This is a genomic window from Streptomyces sp. NPDC054783 (genome assembly GCF_053611725.1).
Genome location: NZ_JBSHAY010000071.1, coordinates 1 through 18,557, shown reverse-complemented (window position 1 = coordinate 18,557; position 18,557 = coordinate 1). Strand labels below are relative to the sequence as shown.

Below are 18,557 nucleotides of genomic sequence, written 5' to 3'. Positions count from 1 at the left end.
TGAATGTCTTGTGGGCTCTCATCCGTGACGGACAGTGCTACCAAGCCAACCTCCCCGTCGCCGCGATGGCTTGACAACATCATTAGGAGGTGAGTTCGGTGGGCAGGACGGTCTCGTCGGTTTCTGACTCGATCGGGTGGGGGCGGGCCTTGGCCAGCAGGTCGCGTCCCATGTAGCGGCGGGCCTCGGTCCACTCGTCGTTCTGCTCGGCCAGCACCGCGCCGACCAGGCGGATCACGGCGGAGCGGTCGGGGAAGATCCCGACCACGTCGGTGCGGCGGCGAATCTCCTTGTTCAGCCGCTCTTGCGGGTTGTTCGACCAGATCTGCCGCCAGATCTCGCGAGGGAAGGCGGTGAAGGCCAGCAGCTCGTGCTGGGCGGCATCGAGGTGTTCGGCGGCCTTGGCGAACTTCGCCTCCAGGGCGTCGAGGACGTGCCGCATCTGGGCCTGGACCGCATCGGAGTCGGGTTGCTCGAAGACGGTCCGCAGCAGCGTGGCGACCCAGGGCTGGGCGGACTTGGGAACCTGACAGAGCAGGCTGCGGGCGTAATGAGTGCGGCATCTCTGCCACGAGGCGCCGGGCAGCACGGCGCCGACGGCGTCGACCAGGCCGGCGTGGGCGTCGGAGATGACGAGCTGGACGCCCGTCAGGCCGCGGGCGATCAGTGAGCGCAGGAATGCCAGCCAGCCGGCGCCGTCCTCGGCGGTGGCGACGTCCAGGCCGAGGATCTCGGAAGGCGGCGACCTGCTCGTCCAGGTGCTTGGCCATCGCCGAGACCTGGGACTTCGACGGCTGCGTGACGCCGAGGGACTCGGCAAGTTTCTCGACGCGGCGGGTTGAGACACCGAGCAGGTAGGCGGTGGCGACCACCGCAATGAGGGCCTGCTCGGCCCGGCGTCGTCGTTCCAGTAGCCAGTGCGGGAAGTAACTGCCGGACCTGAGCTTGGGGATGGCGAGTTCGACGGTGCCGGCGCGGGTGTCCCACTCGCGGGGACGATATCCGTTGCGGTGGTTGACTCGCTCGTCGCTGACCTGCCCGTATTCGGCGTTGCAGAGGGCGTCGGCCTCGGCGGACATGAGGGCGTCGGCGAACGTTTTGACCATCGCGCGCAGCAGATCGGGACTCGCCGCGGCGAGGTTGTCTTCCGCTAGAGCATGCAGGGGCAGACTGTCGGGTGCGGTCATCGTGCTGATCTCCTTCGGGCTTCGACACCTCGAAGATCAGCCGGTGGCCGTTCATCTATGCGGGCATCATCCCGACGCCGGAGCAAACCCCCGGATCAGGTCGAACCCGTACACCATCTCCATGGACGCAACCCGTGACACCGAAGGCTGAGCGCGCGGGTCAGTGACCGTGCGTTTGGAGTGCGAGACAAGCAACGGTTTTGGGAACCGCGCGCCCTCCTCTGTCCGTCTGCCGCTTTGCTGCACAGATGGTCGCCGCCCTTCGGTCTCTCCTCGCACATCGGAGTCTTCAAGCATGAGCCCGCCAGCTCCAGCGCCTTCTTCGCCGCACTGCGGTCAGGGCGCCGATCCCGCCAACGATCCCGTCGGCTGCCGTGGTGCCAAACTCTCCGGTTACGCCGCGTGCCTGGCTCACCTCTCCGATACGGACCGCAGTAACTACCTGGCTGGCCTGACTCCCGGCGCCGACATCGACCACGGCGGCACTACCTTCACTGAATCGCTCCTCATCTCCCTCCTCGACGCCCTGCGCGATCCCACCACTCGAAAGGTCCACGTCGGGTCCGCCCGGTTCGATGGGGCGCAGTTCTCTGCCGTCGCCCCATTCGCGGCGGTACGGTTCTCTGGTGACGCTTCGTTCGACGAGGCGCAGTTCTCCGGACCCGCAGGATTCATTGATGTGCGGTTCTCCGGCGATGCCTCGTTCGATGAGGCACGGTTCTTCGGCGATGCCTCGTTCGACGATGTGCAGTTCTCCAGCCGTACATCGTTCAACGGGGCGCAGTTCTCCGGTGAGGCCGAGTTCGGCAGGGCACGGTTCTCTGGCGACGCCCACTTCGTCGAGGCGCGGTTCGGTGGCCGCGCCGGGTTCATCGCAACGCAGTTTTCCGGCTTCGCCCTGTTTGACGAGGCCCGGTTCTCGGACGCTGCCTGGTTCGGAGGGGCAGAGTTCCTCGGCGCTGCCATGTTCGGCAGGACACTGTTCTCCGGCGACGCCGGGTTTGATGGCGTGCGTTTCTGCGACAACGTCATTTTCGGGGATGCGCATTTCCGGGCGATGTCGTGGTTCGGGCCGTTTGTGTGTGGAAAGACAGTCGATCTGTCTGGCGCGGTGTTCGAGGCGCCGGTGTCGCTGGAGATCGCAGCGCGTGAGGTGCACTGTGTGCGCACGCGGTGGCAGGCGACGGCGACCGTGCGTCTGCGCTACACCACAGTAGACCTCAGTCACGCGGTGCTCTCCGCCCCCGTAGCAATCACTGCCCACCCTGCCCGCTTCACCATCAGCAACACAACCATGATCGAAGATCTGCTGACAGGCGTCGCCGGGGTACGGGTGGCTTCGGTGCAGGGGGTGGACGCCACGCACCTGGTCCTGACCGATACCGACCTGACCGACTGCCTGTTCTCCGGCGCCTTCCACCTCGACCAGCTCCGCTTGGAAGGCCGTTGCATCTTTGCCACCGCCCCCGTCGGCTTGCACCGCCGCGCCATATGGCCGGTGCGGTGGACCCGCCGACGCGTCCTCGCGGAGGAACACCACTGGCGGGCCCAGCAGGCACACCAGCCCGTCCCAGTCGCAGGCCAGACGTCCTCCTCACTGTCCCGAGCTTGGCGCACCGGCCCGCACCATCCCGACCCCGACCTCACCCCCGACCCGGAGGACGTGGCAGCCATCTACCGGCAACTACGCAAAGCCTTCGAAGACGGCAAGAACGAGCCTGGGGCCGCCGATTTCTACTACGGCGAGATGGAGATGCGCCGCCACGACCGGACCGGCACCCCGCCCGGCGAACGCGGCCTGCTGTTCGGCTACTGGCTGCTCTCGGGCTACGGCCTGCGCTCCTCCCGCGCCCTGAGCTGGCTCCTGGCCGCGATGTCTCTGACCGTCCTCCTGCTGATGGGATTCGGACTGCCCACCCACGACCCCGACCCCGCAACCACCGGAATCCTCCACGGCAGCGAGATCAGCCTCACTACCAGCACGCCCGATCCCGCTCTCCACGAAGTCTGGTCCCAGCGCATGACATGGGCTCGCGCGGAGAAGGCGACTCGCGTTGCTGTCAACTCAGTGGTCTTCCGCTCGTCAGGCCAAAATCTCACCACCGCCGGCACCTACGTTGAGATGGCCTCCCGCCTGCTGGAACCCACCCTTCTCGCGTTGGCCGCCCTCGCCGTACGCGGACGCATCAAACGTTGAGCAGCGCCCCACGAGGTACGGCTCGGATGGGTCCGCTCGCCGCAGTTGACGGGCCCAGCACCTGCCGGGCCGGGGCCGTCAACGTCGCGCACTACACCACGGCGTCCGTCGACGCGCTCCCCGCCGCGCCCCCGGAGTTCGACTGGGAGCAGCTGCGCGGCGGAGAAATGCCGACGCGCCCCGCTCTCCGCTCTGACGAAGCAGGCGGCCCCGGCCTAAGACACCGTTTCCTTTGGTGTGATCGTTCGTTGAATCGTGCATGACGGATCTGGTTGAGCGGCTGGTGCCGGACGAGTTATGGGTGTTGTTCCGGCGGGTGGTGCCGCCGACGGAGGTGAGGCGTCCGCAGGGCGGGGGCCGACGTCGGGCGGGTGATCGCGAAACGCTTTCCGCGATCATCTTCGTGGCCACATCGGGCTGTACCTGGCGGCAGTTGCCGCCGGTGTTCGCACCGGCCTGGCCCACGGTCTACCGGCGCTTTGCCCAGTGGAGCCGGGACAGGGTCTGGGCCAGGCTCCACCGCGTCTGGACGAACTCGGCAGCCGTGGCGAGTTGGACTGGTCGCGATGCGCGATCGACTCGGTCGGTGTCCGGGCCGCAAAAGGGGGCCACTGACCGGACCGAATCCGACCGACCGTGGCAAGTTGGGATCGAAGATCCACCTCATCACGGACCGGAGCGGACTGCCCCTGTCGCTGGGGATCTCCGGCGCCAACATGCACGACAGCCTCGGCCTGAAGCCGCTCGTGCGCGGGATCCCGCCCATCCGCTCCCGCCGCGGGCCCCGCCGCCGACGCCCCGCCAAGCTCCACGCCGACAAGGGCTATGACTACGACCACGCGCGGAAATGGTTCCGTGAACGAGGCATTCGGCACCGCATCGCCCGTAAGGGCATCGAGTCGTCCACGCGGCTCGGCCGTCACCGCTGGGTGGTCGAGAGGACCGTGTCATGGCTGGCCGGCTGCCGACGCCTGCACCGCCGCTACGAGCGAAAGCCGGAACACTTCCTCGCCTTCGTCGGCATAGCAGCAGCCCTCATCTGCCACCGACGACTCACCAACTGAAACGGCGTCATAGCGCGCCCATGGCCAGCCCGCCTCAGTGCGGCGGCGAGCTTGGCCGCATTCGGCTTGTCCGCCCCCGTACCGGGGGCTGGTAATGCAGTTCGACACCGTCGGCGAGCAGTCTGGTGGTCGGACTTCCTCAACCCGGTGCTGGGGGCCATCCTCTTCGAACGGGTGCCACGCCGGATGCTGGGCCGGGTCAACGCGCTCGGTAACTCGCTGGCCTGGGCCGGCATCCCTCTCGGCGGACTGATCGCTGGGGCGGCGGTGGCCTCTGCCGGTCTTGTGCCAGTGCTGCTCGCCTCTGGAACGGCTTACTTCCTCACCACGAACCTGACTGGACTGCGCCCGGAATGGCGCGAGATGGAACGTCCGGGTGAGCGAGGCGCCCTGAAGCGGCACGCCGAGGAAGACGCTTCGCCGAACAGCGCGGATGTCACGACATGACGTTCATGGGCTGCCTCAGCGGCACACCGCTGAGGTTCTGACGAGGACACAAGGTTCCACACGCCGTCACGACGCCGGATAACAGGTGATCGTATTCAGCATCCCCGAGGCTGCCCTTGTAGCCGTAGGAGGCGGCGTTGAGCCTCTTCTCCTTGCCGGTGACGGTGGCCGGCGGGCGGATACCCTTGGTGTAGCCGCCCTTGCGACAAATCGTCGTGGCCAGGTTCGCCTGCGTCACCGCCGGAGATCGCGCCCCGAGTGCACGCCAGGTCCCCAAGGGGCTCGCCCTTCTCGTACCGGTAGTGGCAACTTCCCGCGGGCTGCTGCTGCTGCACCGTGTACGTCGACTGCGGCCCCGCACCCACCGGGATCTTCGCCCCTCCCGCAGGTACGGCAGTCCCTGACGGCCCCGCCGCCGACGCTCAGCCCTTCCCCGAGGTGTTTGCCCCGGAGTGTGAACCGGATGAACAACCTGCCAGCAGCAGGCAAGAGAGCAGCACCAGCGGCACGGCGCGGTGGATAGAACGCATGACGCCCCCTCACGGACGAGCGACAACTGCGCTCATGCGCCCCCATCCCGACGCCCTCTTACCGCCCGCCCCAAGGCGCACGAGTGCACACAGGGCCGATGGGCGGTGCAAGAAGCGTCAGAACCGGGAAGGCCGGGGCTCCGAGAGCCCGAGCAGGCGCCTGAACCTGCACTTCGCTCGTCCGCAGCGCAGCACTCGTCGTCCAGGTGGGCTATGTGGACGGCATGGGTCAGCGGTGGCCAACTCACCAAAAAACGCGCCGTATTAGGGCCTTTTGTTCGAGACCCGTACACGGGCACGGGACAGGCTCACGGCACCGCGTCGTGGCCCGGTGGCCGGAGCGCACCGCCGTTGGTCCGGCGTACTACGACACGCTTCCCGAGCCCGGCTGGACCGCGCTGACGCTCAGGAGGCCGACCGTCCCGGCACAGGCCGTCGAGTTGTAGGCGACGTAGATCGGGGTCGTCTGGCCGGGCGGGTAGACCTGCAGGTACTGCGCGGAGGCCGGATGGCACTGCGCCGTAGGGTAGTTACCGGCGTCCGAAATCCGCAGCAGCGCGTTGCCGGTGGCCCCCGGTGCCAGCGTCACAAGCGCGCGGGGGACGGTGGTGTTCCGCGTGGCGGCCGGGCCGATCTGATGGACCGGGCTGCCGCCCGCGAGTGACACCCCGGGATAGCCATACAGGGTGCAGGTGGTCTGGGAGATGTTCGTGAAGTCGATCACCTGGTAGACGCTGCCGGCGGTGCCCTGGCTGACACCCGGTCTGGCATTCAGATAGCGGGTCGGACAGGCGGCGGTGCGCCTGTGCGTTGTACCGGCCGGTTGCGCCTGGGTGTTGGTGCCCGTACTGCCGGCCCGAGCCGTGGTGGCCGCGGCCGGCGCCGTCGTGGCCGGCGCCTTCGTGGCCGGCGCGCCAGAAGCCGTGGCCGCAGCGGTGCCACCGGAGGAGGTGGCCGAGCCCACGCTGCAGCCGGTGGCGAGCACCGCGACGCAGGTCAGCCCGGTGGCCAGGAATACTCGCCGGAGCGTGAGTGAAGATGACATCGCGGTTGCCCTTCTTGCTGCGCAGATCGGCTCATTGGCCGTGTGACACTCATGACGCCGCATGTGCCGCGCCGGTTGTACCGGACGCGTCCCAGCAGTTTCACTGTTATGTCACGCCGCTAGACGGCCTGGACGGCGCACCGACCGTGCCCTGGACCGTGTGGTACAGGTACGTCTTCGCCAGTTCCTTCTCGTACGTGCCGTGGGCCTGCGGGGTCAGCTCCACCAAGGCCAGCACCTCCGCGCCGGAGGCGGCCAGGTCCTGGGCGGTACCGCCCGGGTCGGCATTGTTGGCGTTGACGTTTTGTTCGGCCACGGTGAGGTCGCCCCCCGTACGAGTCGGTCGCCTTCAAGTCCGCGCCCAGGTCCCTGCCGCCGCCGACCCGTTCAGCGTCCTGGCAGCCGTCCCGGCGATGAGGTCCCGTATCGCGTCCTCGAACCATGAGTGGTGCAGGGCGTCCAGCTGTGCTGGCCGTAGCGCAGGCCCTGAGCCCGCACCGCTTCCCAGCGCGCTCTCTGCTGCTTTTGACGCAGCCGACCGCCGCCGGACAGGACCGCGAGCACTCAGATTACGGCCACGAGCCACCCATGGGCCAGCAACCAGTTAACCAACGACGAGGCCACGGTCTGGGAGGCGGTGCACATAGGTTTCTCAGACACCCGGCCGCTGGCTGTGCCGTCGGGCGTGGGCTGCTCCGTCCTCTCCATCATGATACGGCACCGAACACGGATATCGAGCAGATCAACCGATGCCCATCAGGAGTACCCGCCTCGCATCCATCTTCGGTCCCGACGGCAAGTACGTTGCGATCACCGACATCGCCGACGACCGCATGTACGTCAGCGTCTACCGACCGCCGAGACGATGGAAAACGTGGCCGCCGTAACGCGTGCTCCCCCGCTAAAGCCGGGGACCACGCACACGGCGTCGCTCAGGCGACGACCGTGATGTTCTCCGCCTGCGGACCCTTCTGGCCCTGCGTGACGTCGAAGGTCACGGCCTGGCCTTCCTGCAGCTCACGGAAGCCGGAAGAGTTGATGTTGGAGTAGTGCGCGAAGACATCCGGGCCTCCGCCGTCCTGCTGGATGAAACCGAAACCCTTCTCGGCGTTGAACCACTTCACGGTACCGCCGGCCATGCAACTACCTCTCGGTCGAACCGGGTCCACACCATGCAGACCCGCAGTGATCGCCCTGGTCACACCCCGCACAACAAAACACCCGCACCTCGCGGTACGGGCAGGAACAATGACCCACGACAACCACCACGACGCTACACCGCGCATTCGGTCGACGCCAGATAGAAACAGTCCGTCAGGGGCGACCGTCTGAAGGCGGTTGCGTCCATGGAGATGGTGTACGGGTTCGACCTGATCCGGGGTTTGTCCCAGCATCGGGATGATGCCCGCAGAGATGGACGGCCACCGGCTGATCTTCGAGGTGTCGAAGCCCGAAGGAGATCAGCACAATGACCGCACCCGACAGTCTGCCCCTGCACGCTCTCGCGGAAGACAATTTCGCCGCGGCGAGTCACGTCCGCCGCCCCCTGACGTCGAGGGGTACCAACCTTCTTGGCTTGGTCAAGCACCTGCCGCTCTGGGAGTCCAGGTACTTCGGCGAGGTCTTCGGCCGACCGTTCCTCGAACCCCTGCCCCGGTGGGACCACGCCGAGGAGCGTGGCGCCGACATGTGGGCGACCGAGCAGGAGACACACGAGCAGATCACCGACCGCTATCGTCGCATATGGGAGCACTCAGATGCGACGATCAATGCCCTCGCCATTGACTCCCCCGGCGAGGTGCCCTGGTGGCCACGCCCCAACGTGATGCTGTTCAACAGCCTGGTCCACACGCTCACCGAGGCCAGCCGGCACACCGGACACGCCGACATCCTGCGCGAACATCTCGATGGCTCGACCGGGACAGCGGCCGAGTACGCGATCCCGAACCGCGACGCGGCCTTCTGGGAAGCCCAGCACGCGAAGCTCGAGCGAGCCGCCAAAGCAGCAGCCGACGCCAAACCTGACCGCATTGGTTGTTGACGATCCTCTGCCCCTCAGCCCGGACAGCGCCCGGAATCGACCACCAGTCAGCTCTTGATTGCCCAGGCAGCCCGGTTGATACCAACCTGTCTTCGTCTCCGAGTAGCAGCAACGGTTGTCGATGAGTTTTGGGTTCTGGCACAGATCTTGGGGAGCGGTCACAGCGGGTGACCGCAGTGTTCGATTGCGCGCTTCGGGCTCGCGTGAGACCGCGCACATCCCGCCGCCGTACAGGCAGGAGTGACGCTCCATCAGGTCGTGGGCTGGCCTCGCCAGCCTGGGCTTGGGCCGGTGACGGTGCTGGCCATGCAGGCCGACGCATCGTTCTGGGACTTGTTCGTGTTCGCTGGGATCGACGACCTGGACGTCGAGGCGGTGACGGCCGCCTTCGGCACGGTCGATGTGGTGGCGAGAGGCCGGGCGGCCGGGGCAACGTGTCCGGACTGCGGGAGCTTCTCCGGCCGGGTGCACGATTCCTATCAGCGCAGGCTGAAGGACCTCCCGCTCGGTGGGCAGAGCGTCGTGATCCATCTGACGGTCCGGCGTTTCATCTGCGGTGCGGAGGTCTGCTCGCGCCGCACGTTCGCCGAGCCGTTTCCGAAGCTGACTGCCCCATACGCGCGGTTCACTACGCGGCTCGACCGCATCCTGGAGTGTGTCGGGCTCGCACTCGCCGGACGGGCCGGCGCCCGGCTGGGCACTCAACTGGGCTTCCACGCAGGGCGGATGACCTTGCTGCGCAGGGTCATGGCGCTGCCGGACCCGCAGTTCGGCACGCCACGCGTCCTGGGCGTGGACGACTTCGCCACCCGCCGGGGCCAGACTTACTCCACCGTCTTGACCTGCGGGGAAACCCATCGCGTGGTCGATGTGCTCCCGACACGCGAGTCCGGACCCCTGGCTGCGTGGCTGGCCACCCACCCGGGCGTGGAGATCATCTGCCGGGACCGGGCGGGCGCCTACGCCGAAGGAGCCCGGCTCGGCGCCCCCGACGCCTTCCAAGTCGCCGATCGTTTCCACCTGTGGCAGGGCCTCGGCCGGGCCGTGGAGACCTGCGTCGCCGCCCACCGCGAATGCTTGCGTGCTCCGACACCGCGCAGGCCGCCGGATTACCTGGAGCCAACCGGACCCGCCCCTGACGGTCGGCGGGCCCAGCGCAAGAAGGCGGCACACGCCCTGGTCCACGAGCTGCTGGCGCAGGGCCGCTCACGCCGCGCGATCGCCCGCCACCTGGGCTGGGGACTCAACACCGTGCTGCGGTACGCCAGTGCCGCGCACTGGCAGGACACTCTGCGCGAAAACCGGCCCCGGTCCAGCCGTCTGGATCCCTACAAGCCTTACCTGGCACGGCGGTTCGCCGCAGGATGCACGAGCGTCACACGCCTCCACCGCGAACTCCTCTCCGAAAACGCCCCTGTCACCTACCAGATGGTCCGCGCCTACATCGCCACCCTGCGCGCCACCCCAGGGCTTCGGCATAGTCGCGAGATGTCCGGTTCGTGATCATGTGAGGCCGAGGAGAGTGAGCGGGCGGGTGGCGTCGCGTGCGTTGCGCCGTAGGGCGGCGGCGAGGGCGTGGGACCTGCGGTATCAATGAGCCTTGTGGTGGTCCGTGGGCTGGGCATACTGGTCGTCAGCCCAACCACCTCCGGGAGCGCCATCGCCATGAGCATGCCTGACATAGCCTCACAGCAGTCCGACGGCAGGGGGCTGAGCGCTGGCGAGCATGAGCTGGTGCAGGCCGTTGGTCAGGGCAGGTTCGTTGACCTGCGTGTGGGCGATGTCGAACTGGACGATCCCGTGCAGGGAGGAAATTGGGCTGCTGAGCGGACGGTTCGAGCCGAGCTGCTGGTGGGATTGCTGACTGGAGAGCGAACTCCTGACGGCGGCCGGTTGCGGGCGGTGAAGCTGCGTGGCGCCCGTATCACCGGCGCGCTTGATCTGGAGGCCGCTGAGCTGGTGTGCCCGGTGCTGCTGGCCGATTGCTATTTCGAAGAGCCGGTTAACCTCGGCCAAGCCACCGCCCCGGCCATCCGCCTGCCCGGCTGCTACCTGACCGGCCTGACCGCTGAGCAGCTTCGCACCAGCGGCAACCTGGATCTCAGCAACGGCCTTACCGTCGAGGGTGAGACCAGTCTGCGCGGTGCCCGCATCGGTGGCCAACTCGACCTCAGCCGGGCCCGCTTGATCAATCCCGGCAGGCAGGCCCTGGATGCGGAAGGGCTCACCGTGGAACAGAGCATGTTCTGTCGGGAGGGGGTGATCACCGGGGAGGTCCACCTGCTGGGCGCACACATCGGGGGGACCTTGTCGTTTGACGGGACTGAGCTCATCAACCCAGGTGGGTGCGCACTGAACGCCGATGTCATCACCGTGGACAAGGGCGTGTTCTTCCAGCACGCCTTTGTCGGCCAGGGAGAAGTCCGCCTGGTCGGTGCCCGCATCCGCGGGATCCTCGCCTTGACCGGAGCCCGCCTCACCAACCCCGGCGGGCGAGCACTCAATGCCTACCTGCTCGCCGTCGAGCACGGCATGTACGGCGAGGACGGCTTTACCGTCGAGGGAGAGTTGCGTTTGTCCGGCGCACAGATCGGCGGCGTCCTCGGTCTTGACCGAGCACGGCTGATCAACCCAGACGCCTCGGCGCTGGAGGCCGAGGGACTGACCGTCGCACGGGACATGTCCTGCCGGAGCCTGACCGCCGAGGGCGAGGTCCGGATGCTCGGCGCGCGTATCGGGGGCAGATTGCTGTTCGACGCAGCGCATCTGGCCAACCCTGGCGGGCGAGCTCTGTACGCCGTGCGGCAATCCGTCGACGATGACCTGCTGTTCCGGCACGGATTCACCGCCGAGGGGGAAATCCAGTTGTCGGATTCCCGCGTCGGCGGCCATCTCGAATTCATTGGGGCCCGGCTTACCAACCCCGGTGCGGTCGCGCTGACCGGCGACACGCTAATAGTCGAGCAGAACATCGTGTGCGGCAACGGGTCCGTCGTCGACGGAGAAGTCTCCCTGGCCGGCGCCCGGTCCGGCAACATGGTCTCCTTTGCAGGCGCCACCCTTAACAACCCGGACGGGCATGCACTGCGCGGCACCCGGTTGACTGTCGACAGCGACATGTATCTGCAGGGGTTTACCGCCACGGGAGCGGTTCAGCTGTCGGGGGCCCGGCTTGGCGGTCTCATCGATATGAGCGAATCGGCCCTGTCCAACCCTGATGGGCATGCCCTGGATCTGGAAGATGTGCAGGCGACCGCACTGTTGCTGCGGCCCCGCCGGTCTCCCGACGGCGCCATCAACCTCAGCAACGCCCGGATCGGGCTCTTCGACGACGATCCAAAGACCTGGCCCACCACGCTGCATCTGCAAGGATTCTCCTACAACACCCTTGCCAACGACCACGTCGACGTGCGGGGCCGGCTGCGCTGGCTGGCCCGCCACCCCGGCGGCTACGTGCCCGAGACTTACGACCAGCTCGGCGCCGCCTACCGGCGTGCCGGACAAGAGGAAGCGGCCCGGCGGGTGGCCATTGCCAAGCAGCGGCACCGCCGCACGGTGCTCAATCCGGTCGGTAAGCTTGCCGACTGGCTGTTGTACTTGACCGTCGGTTATGGCTACCGCACCTGGCTGGCTGCCTTCTGGCTGGCCGGGCTGCTCGCCCTGGGGTCGGTGGTGTTTGCCAGCGCCCACCCGCACCACATGACGCGCGTCGACGTCCACGGCCCGGAGTTCAACGCGCTCGCCTACTCGCTGGACGTGCTGCTGCCCGTCGGTGATCTCGGTCAAAAAACGGCCTGGCGGCCCGACGGCGCGGCGATGTATTACTCATGGGCGTTCATGGCGGCCGGATGGGTACTGACCACCGCCGTGGTCGCCGGGCTGACCGGCCTGCTCAAACGTGAGTAGCCGCCACAGTCCACGAACCGCTGCGACGCGGAATTGGCGACCGAAGACGCGCCCATGGTCTGCCTCTGATTTTCCAGGATGTGGCTCTGCAGCAGGCGCCGTCGTTCAGCGTTTCTGTCCGACTTGATGATGGTTCAGGTAATCGGCATGGGCGTGGAGTTCGTGCCTGAGGTGGAACGGAGGCAGGCACGGCCTCCGGGTGATCATGAGGTGTCGAGTCTCTGATCACCACAACGGAAGACCGTGCCTGCCCGCTCATCATCTCCCATCCCCGGCGGCCTGGGCCAACTCACCGACGCCCGCCCTGCCGAGCCCGCGGAACACCCGCATCTGCTGGACTGCCTCGCGACGGTGCCCGATCCGCGCCGGGCCAAGGGCCGCCGCCCATCCCCTCGCCTTCGTCCTCGCGCTCGCGGCGTGCGCGGTGCTGGCCGGCGCGAAGTCGCTGACCGCGATCGCTGAATGGGCAGCCGACGCCCCGGCCGCCGTCCTGGCCGCCCTCGACGGCCCGAACCGTGAACCCACCGGCCCCATTGCCCCGGCCGAGGCCACCGTGCGCCGCATCCTGCAGCGCGTCGACGGCGACGCCCTCGATGCGGCGATCGGGACCTGGCTCGCCGCCCGGGACCCCGAGCGCCCCGTCCCCGGGCGAGGACCCGGGCGGGCGGAGCCGCCGCGCGCTGGCCGTGGACGGCAAGACGGTCCGCGGCGCCCGCCGTGCCGACGGCGCCCAAATCCACCTGCTCGCCGCGATGACCGGGACCGGCCTGGTCACCGCCCAGCGCGAGGTCGGCTCCAAGACCAACGAGATCACCGTCTTCAAGCCGCTGCTCGCCACGCTCGACCTGACGGACACGGTGGTCACCTTCGACGCGCTGCACTCCCAGACCGAGCACGCCCGCTTCCTGGTAGAGGACAAGCAGGCCCACTACATCGCCGTGATCAAGGCCAACCACCCCACGCTGCACCAGGAACTGAAGCAGCTGCCCTGGCGGGATGTTCCGCTGCTGGGCAAGACCCGCGCCACCGCGCACGGCCGCGACGAGATCCGCCGGGTCAAGACCTGCACCGTCACCCGCGGCATCGGCTTCCCCCACGCCCCGCAGGCCGTGCAGATCGTGCGCCGTCGCCGGACCGTCACCACCGGCAAGGTCACCCTGGAACGCGTCTACGCGGTCACCGACCTGACGGCGGAACTGGCCGACGCTCCCGAGATCGCACACCGCGTGCGCGAGCACTGGGGCATCGAGAACAAGCTCCACCATGTGCGCGACACCGCCTTCGCCGAGGACGCCTCGCGCGTGCGGACCGGAACCGCACCCCGGGCCATGGCGGCACTGCGCAACCTGGCCATCAGCGCCCTCCGCCTCGGCGGCTGCGACAACATCGCCGCCGGCCTGCGCAAACACGGCAGAGACACCACACGCCCGCTGGCCACCCTCGGCCTCACATGATCAAACCAGGCAGATCCCCTGAACGACGCCGCCCTGCGCGCCACCCCACCGCAGGCGCCGCCCCCACCACCGACGGTGCGGCAGGTCACCGGCTGGCTCACCCGCCACCCCATGGCCCTGAGCGAGGAAGAACGCGCCGCCTTGAAGGACGTCCTGGCGCGCTGTCCCGAACTCGACACCGCCGCCCAGCACATCCGCGACTTCGGCGAGATCCTCACCAACCGCCTCGGTCCCACGCTCCCCACCTGGATCAATGCCGTCGACGTCAGCCAACTGCCCGGCCTCACAGGCTTCGCCCTCCACCTGCTCCGCGACCTCGACGCCGTGACCGCCAGCCTCACCCTGCACTGGAGCTCTGGCGGTACCGAAGGCGCCGTGAACCGCATCAAGAAGATCAAAAGGCAACTCTACGGACGCGCCGGATTCGAACTACTCCGCAAAATGGTCCTGCTCCAGTGACCCTCCGAGGCCGCTCCCCAAGATCTGTGCCAGAGCGAGTTCGTCACTCACGGCCCGGTGGACGGTTGCGAGCCCGTCCACCGGCGAATTCCCTGAGTTACCTCCGTTGATCGCTCCATCGCGGCCCGCCCGAGCCGCCTGCGACCTTGTCGGACCCGTTGGGACGGCGCGGGAGGCGTCACTCTCGGTGCTGCTGTCAGAGAAGCTTCTGCGGTGCCTGGTACTGATCGAGGGGCGCGATGTTGCACGCGGCCTTCGGCCCGCCGAGCAGGTGCCCCCCGATGCCCTCACCCTCCGGCAGCGGCACCGCGCAGCGCAAGTCGACGTTGGCGAGCGGAGCGCCATAGGTGTTGCCGATGCCGCCTGCTTCGCCCGCGATGACGGTGTCACCGTTGCCGAAGTCCGCGGCGGAGGCGGGTGCAGCGACGGCCATCGTGGCGGCAATCGCGAAAGCCGCGCCAGCCAGAACCTTCTTGACCACAGTGATACCCCTGTTCGATGAGACGTTCTTCTTCATGATCTGTTTAACGCCACGCCGTGGTTGCAGTTGCGTCGGACCAGCCGTCATCGGCGAGCGACGACAAGGCGGTCGGATCGGGGAAGCGGCGGGCGCCTCCCGAAGTCGTGAACATCGATCTGGCCGTCGGCGGGTAACTCCCGCCTGTACAGCGGCGGGATACGCGCGGTCTCACGCGAGCCCGAAGCGCGCAATCGAACACTGCGGTCACCCGCTGTGACCGCTCCCCAAGATCTGTGCCAGAACCGAGTTTTGGCAGCGGTCAGGGCCGGACTGCCACAGAATGTCGACGAGTTTTGGCAGCACCTGGTGATGCTCGAGGACCGGTCGTGTGTGCTGAAGCCTGTCACCTCAGCCACCTGGTCCCCAACCTCATCAGGCGGCCTCCAGAACGACGAACAGGAAGCAGAGGAATGCTGTCGCCGAAGGCAGGTTCCCGAAGACCTCTTCGAAGACTCCGGGGAAACGCTCGCGGGCGCCTGGTGCGGGGGGCAGTTCGCTGATGACGGCTATCCGGAAGCCGGCTGCGGTGAAGGCGCTGGTCATCGCATGTAGTGGCCGGTGCCAGTATGTAAGCGTCGCGCTCTGGCCGCTGAAGGTGTACTCCTCGGACCACTTGCTGGTCGCGAAGTAGTCGGCACGGGGATGCTGCAGCCTGTAGACGAAGGGGTGGTTGACGGCCACGATGAGCCGGCCGCCGCGCGCCAGCACACGCCGCAGTTCGGCGAGCGGCGCCGTCCAGTCTTCCAGGTAGTGCAAGACCAGGCATGCGATGGCATCGTCGAACGCGCCGTCTGGGAACGGCAGAGGCCGCTGCACGAGCAGCTCGAAGGCGACGTCGCCGCGGGCCAGGCGCTGCCCGAGCTCGCGGCTCAGATGGTCCGGGTCGGCGCGGGGCGGTACGGGAGCGTCGGGCGCGCCCGGCACGGGGCGTAACTGGTAGCGCACCGGTCCGGCCTCGCCCCACAGGACGGCGCCGCGGCTCCAGTACGTCTCCAGGGCCAGGCTGCGCACACCGCCGCCCGCACCGGCCCGCACGTTCCGGCGCATCCGGGCAGCGGCGGACCGGCCGACGGCGAAGGGCAACTTGACGAACAGCGCGAACGCCGTCTGGAGACGGCTGCGGGCGCCCGCCATCGTCCTGGCGAACGCCACGAACTCACGGGCGTTGCGCGCGTGGGACACCGGAAAGTTCGTCATGAGAAGGTCGTTGGTGCCGTCGGATGCCTCGACGCGGAGCGCCGCGCCGCGCATGTCGGGCAGGGAGTCGGCCTGAGGGGTGCCGCTGGCGTTGGACAGCCTGACAGTGACCGGGTACTCGGCACCGGGCCGGACGTAGCCGGTCTGCAGCTCGGGCGGCACCTGGTCGTGGATTCTGAGACGGGCGTTCTCCACGCCGAGCACCGGCTTGGCATGGAAGTTCCTGACGAGGGCCGCTGCCCCGCTGGACTTCCTGATCTCGGCCTGGACGCGCATCAGTTCCTCGGCCAGGGACTCGAAGACCAGCCGATCGGCCTCCGCGCTGCCGCCCTCGTACCGCTCGTACTGCTCTGTCCTGCTCATGGTCGCGCCCTGCCTTTCCTTACACTGTGCGTGCTGCAGCCCACGTCACGCCGCGGAAGCCGTGACGTGCCAGAGGCCGCCGCGCGCGCATGCTGACGACGCGTTGGGCGTCGCGCCGGCCGTGTTCGACGGCCGCGTCGATGAAGTCGGTCTCGAAGAAGACATGGCAGCAGCCCGCCTCGGCTCACCGCCGAACCGGGTGTCGAAGACGGCGTCACTCTCCGGGCTGGGACTGGTCGGGCGGTGATGAATCGGGCGCCACCGGCACGCCGAGCATCCGGGAGTATTTCGCGGCCTGATCAGGCGGTAGGTCGGCAAGGATGGCGGTGACGTTCTTCTCCGCCTGCTCACGGGACCGAATAGCCGCAGTCGTGCCGACCAGCCCCTGCTCGTTCCCCACCTTTATCCCCAGGTAGGCGGAGACGATGGCGACGATCGGGGCTGCGAGTGCGCCGATGATGCCCGGCAGCTTGTCCGGATTCCGCCATAGCAGGGCCAGCGCCAGCCAGGACAGCAGGCCCAGGACCACAAGTCCCGCGATCACCACCCACATTGGATGGATGTTTCGTTGATGCTTCGACGGCTGAGGGTTCGACGACGTCTCGGACACCATTTCCCTCCTTCGTTCAGGTGGAGGGGCATGCACATCTACACTAGTAAGTCCCGCGGCCACCTGCATCTCGTACCGGGGCGGTGTCCGACGGGCTGTGGAATGCGGCCCTCAGTAGCCTTTCGGAGGCCGGTGCGGGTCTGCCTGCTGTACCCGGGCGGCGAAGTTCGAGCCCGAATGGTTGACGTGATACCGGTCGCGTACGTAGTTGACCGTCGCGCACATGTCCGCGACCACGTCGTAGGGCGTAGTGGCCGTGCCCGCCTGGTGGTAGGCGGCGAACGTGGTGGGAATGCACTGGGTGGCACCCCGGGAGCAGCTCTGCCGGTGCCCGTCGGCCACGATGGGGCCGTGTGCGTTGATGTCCGTGTCGTTCACCCGGAACTTCGGGCTGTTGTAGGCGGACTCGCGCTTGGCGATGGTGACCAGCGCGGGCACACCAAATTTCGCATCCATGCCTGTCAGTTGGCACGCTTTGGTGGCGTACCGCCGCATCGCGGCCTCACCGGAGTCGTCACGGGGGTCGTGGTACGTGACCTGACTGAGGGTGAGCCTGCCGCCGGTGTGCGGTGCGGCGCCGGCGCAGTCGACGTGGAAGCCGGCGTGACCGCCGAGCACGGTGAGCGATGTGCAGCCGGGTACGCCGTCGGCGTCCGCTCCTTTGAAGCCCTGTGCGAGCTGTTCGGCGCGGTAGGCCACCTTGGTGTGTTCGTCGAAGGTGCCGGTGGCTCCGCCAGGAATCTGGTGGCCCCGTGCGATCAGGGCCTTCTGTACGATGCGCACATCGTCGTTGGTCTTGCCGAACCTGACGTTGGACAAAGCGACCATCGTGGCTCGCTTCCTCTCCCAAGTCCATTGGCGTCACGGCGAACCGGATGCGGGCGTCCTCACCCGTGACCGGGCCGAAAGTCCTCGGTTCGCTGCAACCGGCGGATGGTGACGAGTTCGGCCGCTGGGCCCCCGTTTGGCAGTGGCGAACTCACGGCCGAGCCTTGGGGTACTCACCGCCCATCAAGGGAGGTTGGTAAACGGGGAATTGATTTCTACGGTAGCTCTGTACAGGAAGACATGCCACCTGAGCAACACATGGCTCAGACGAACGGTGCACGTACTCCCGGAGTGGGCCATGAGGTGTTGCACCACGGCGGAAGTCCCACACCCGGCCCACGTCAGGGCTGATTCGGCAGCGTCAGGGCGCGCCGATCACGGATACGGTGTTGGCGCCGCTGTTGGCCACGTACACGTGGTGGCTGTCGGGGGAGGCTGCCGCCCCGACCGGGCCGGTGCCGACGGGGATGGTGGTGGTCACCTGATGGGTGCTGGTGTCGATGACGGACACGTCGTTCGAGCCGGCGTTGATGGCGTAGACGTGGCGGCCGTCGGGGGTGGCTGCCACTCCGGCGGGGTTGGTGCCGACCGCGGTGGTGGCGATGACCTGGTTAGTGGTGGTGTCGATGACGGAGACGGTGTTGGAGCCGGCGTTGGCCACGTAGGCGTGCAGGCCGTCCGAGGTGAGCGTGATACCTGCCGGGTTGGT

The 18,557-nt window shown here is 67.7% G+C and carries 14 protein-coding genes and 5 pseudogenes; 9 read left to right on the top strand and 10 right to left on the bottom strand.

Annotated features, from left to right (window positions below; translation table 11 throughout):
• Positions 1 to 82 precede the first annotated feature (82 nt).
• Positions 83 to 1,187, bottom strand: a pseudogene (locus ACWGJ5_RS45695) (IS256 family transposase).
• A 295-nt stretch (positions 1,188 to 1,482) separates the two neighbouring features.
• Here ACWGJ5_RS45695 and ACWGJ5_RS45690 point away from each other — a divergent pair.
• The 3 genes and pseudogenes from ACWGJ5_RS45690 to ACWGJ5_RS45680 all read left to right on the top strand — a co-directional run.
• Complete coding sequence (locus tag ACWGJ5_RS45690) at positions 1,483 to 3,384, top strand: pentapeptide repeat-containing protein (protein ID WP_453315503.1); 1,902 nt, start codon at positions 1,483 to 1,485, stop codon at positions 3,382 to 3,384.
• Between the two features lie 259 nt (positions 3,385 to 3,643).
• A pseudogene (locus ACWGJ5_RS45685) lies at positions 3,644 to 4,448 on the top strand (IS5 family transposase).
• Positions 4,449 to 4,583: 135 nt separating this feature from the next.
• Positions 4,584 to 4,895 (top strand): annotated as a pseudogene (locus tag ACWGJ5_RS45680) (MFS transporter); the annotation flags it as partial.
• Here the strand turns inward: ACWGJ5_RS45680 and ACWGJ5_RS45675 are convergent.
• From ACWGJ5_RS45675 to ACWGJ5_RS45660, 4 genes and pseudogenes are all read right to left on the bottom strand, one after another.
• A complete protein-coding gene (locus ACWGJ5_RS45675) occupies positions 4,885 to 5,133 on the bottom strand; it encodes a hypothetical protein (RefSeq protein ID WP_453315502.1) in 249 nt (82 codons plus the stop codon). The pseudogene ACWGJ5_RS45680 and the gene ACWGJ5_RS45675 sit on opposite strands and share 11 nt — an antisense overlap.
• Positions 5,134 to 5,789: 656 nt before the next feature.
• Complete coding sequence (locus tag ACWGJ5_RS45670) at positions 5,790 to 6,470, bottom strand: DUF4232 domain-containing protein (protein WP_453315501.1); 681 nt, start codon at positions 6,468 to 6,470, stop codon at positions 5,790 to 5,792.
• 115 nt (positions 6,471 to 6,585) lie between these two features.
• A pseudogene (locus ACWGJ5_RS45665) lies at positions 6,586 to 6,801 on the bottom strand (hypothetical protein); the annotation flags it as partial.
• A gap of 601 nt (positions 6,802 to 7,402) precedes the next feature.
• Positions 7,403 to 7,609, bottom strand: a complete 207-nt coding sequence (locus tag ACWGJ5_RS45660; RefSeq protein WP_453315500.1) for a cold-shock protein — start codon at positions 7,607 to 7,609, stop codon at positions 7,403 to 7,405.
• A gap of 329 nt (positions 7,610 to 7,938) precedes the next feature.
• Between ACWGJ5_RS45660 and ACWGJ5_RS45655 the strand changes: the two genes are divergently transcribed.
• The 6 genes and pseudogenes from ACWGJ5_RS45655 to ACWGJ5_RS45630 all read left to right on the top strand — a co-directional run bounded on the left by ACWGJ5_RS45655 (position 7,939) and on the right by ACWGJ5_RS45630 (position 14,330).
• The gene (locus tag ACWGJ5_RS45655) at positions 7,939 to 8,511 is read left to right on the top strand and encodes a mycothiol transferase (protein WP_453315499.1); all 573 of its coding nucleotides are present in this window, start codon (positions 7,939 to 7,941) and stop codon (positions 8,509 to 8,511) included.
• Between the two features lie 306 nt (positions 8,512 to 8,817).
• A complete protein-coding gene (locus ACWGJ5_RS45650; protein WP_453315498.1) occupies positions 8,818 to 10,014 on the top strand; it encodes an ISL3 family transposase in 1,197 nt (398 codons plus the stop codon).
• 162 nt (positions 10,015 to 10,176) lie between these two features.
• The gene (locus ACWGJ5_RS45645) at positions 10,177 to 12,417 is read left to right on the top strand and encodes a hypothetical protein (protein WP_453315497.1); all 2,241 of its coding nucleotides are present in this window, start codon (positions 10,177 to 10,179) and stop codon (positions 12,415 to 12,417) included.
• A gap of 205 nt (positions 12,418 to 12,622) precedes the next feature.
• Positions 12,623 to 12,973 (top strand): annotated as a pseudogene (locus ACWGJ5_RS45640) (transposase family protein); the annotation flags it as partial.
• Between the two features lie 130 nt (positions 12,974 to 13,103).
• Positions 13,104 to 13,871 carry an ISAs1 family transposase gene (locus tag ACWGJ5_RS45635; RefSeq protein ID WP_453315496.1) on the top strand — a complete coding sequence of 256 codons (768 nt, stop codon included), beginning with the start codon at positions 13,104 to 13,106 and terminating at the stop codon, positions 13,869 to 13,871.
• 75 nt (positions 13,872 to 13,946) lie between these two features.
• Positions 13,947 to 14,330 (top strand): transposase, encoded by a 384-nt coding sequence (locus tag ACWGJ5_RS45630; RefSeq protein ID WP_453315495.1) that lies wholly within the window; start codon positions 13,947 to 13,949, stop codon positions 14,328 to 14,330.
• 196 nt (positions 14,331 to 14,526) lie between these two features.
• Here the strand turns inward: ACWGJ5_RS45630 and ACWGJ5_RS45625 are convergent, their stop codons facing one another.
• The 5 genes from ACWGJ5_RS45625 to ACWGJ5_RS45605 all read right to left on the bottom strand — a co-directional run.
• Entirely contained in the window at positions 14,527 to 14,847 is a 321-nt protein-coding gene (locus tag ACWGJ5_RS45625; protein WP_453315494.1) for a hypothetical protein, read from the bottom strand.
• A 375-nt stretch (positions 14,848 to 15,222) separates the two neighbouring features.
• The gene (locus ACWGJ5_RS45620; protein WP_453315493.1) at positions 15,223 to 16,410 is read right to left on the bottom strand and encodes a methyltransferase domain-containing protein; all 1,188 of its coding nucleotides are present in this window, start codon (positions 16,408 to 16,410) and stop codon (positions 15,223 to 15,225) included.
• 214 nt (positions 16,411 to 16,624) lie between these two features.
• Entirely contained in the window at positions 16,625 to 17,023 is a 399-nt protein-coding gene (locus tag ACWGJ5_RS45615; protein ID WP_453315492.1) for a hypothetical protein, read from the bottom strand.
• A 108-nt stretch (positions 17,024 to 17,131) separates the two neighbouring features.
• Positions 17,132 to 17,848 (bottom strand): hypothetical protein, encoded by a 717-nt coding sequence (locus ACWGJ5_RS45610; protein WP_453315491.1) that lies wholly within the window; start codon positions 17,846 to 17,848, stop codon positions 17,132 to 17,134.
• A 361-nt stretch (positions 17,849 to 18,209) separates the two neighbouring features.
• On the bottom strand, positions 18,210 to 18,557 hold a 348-nt coding region (locus ACWGJ5_RS45605; protein WP_453315490.1), incomplete at its 5' end, for a YncE family protein.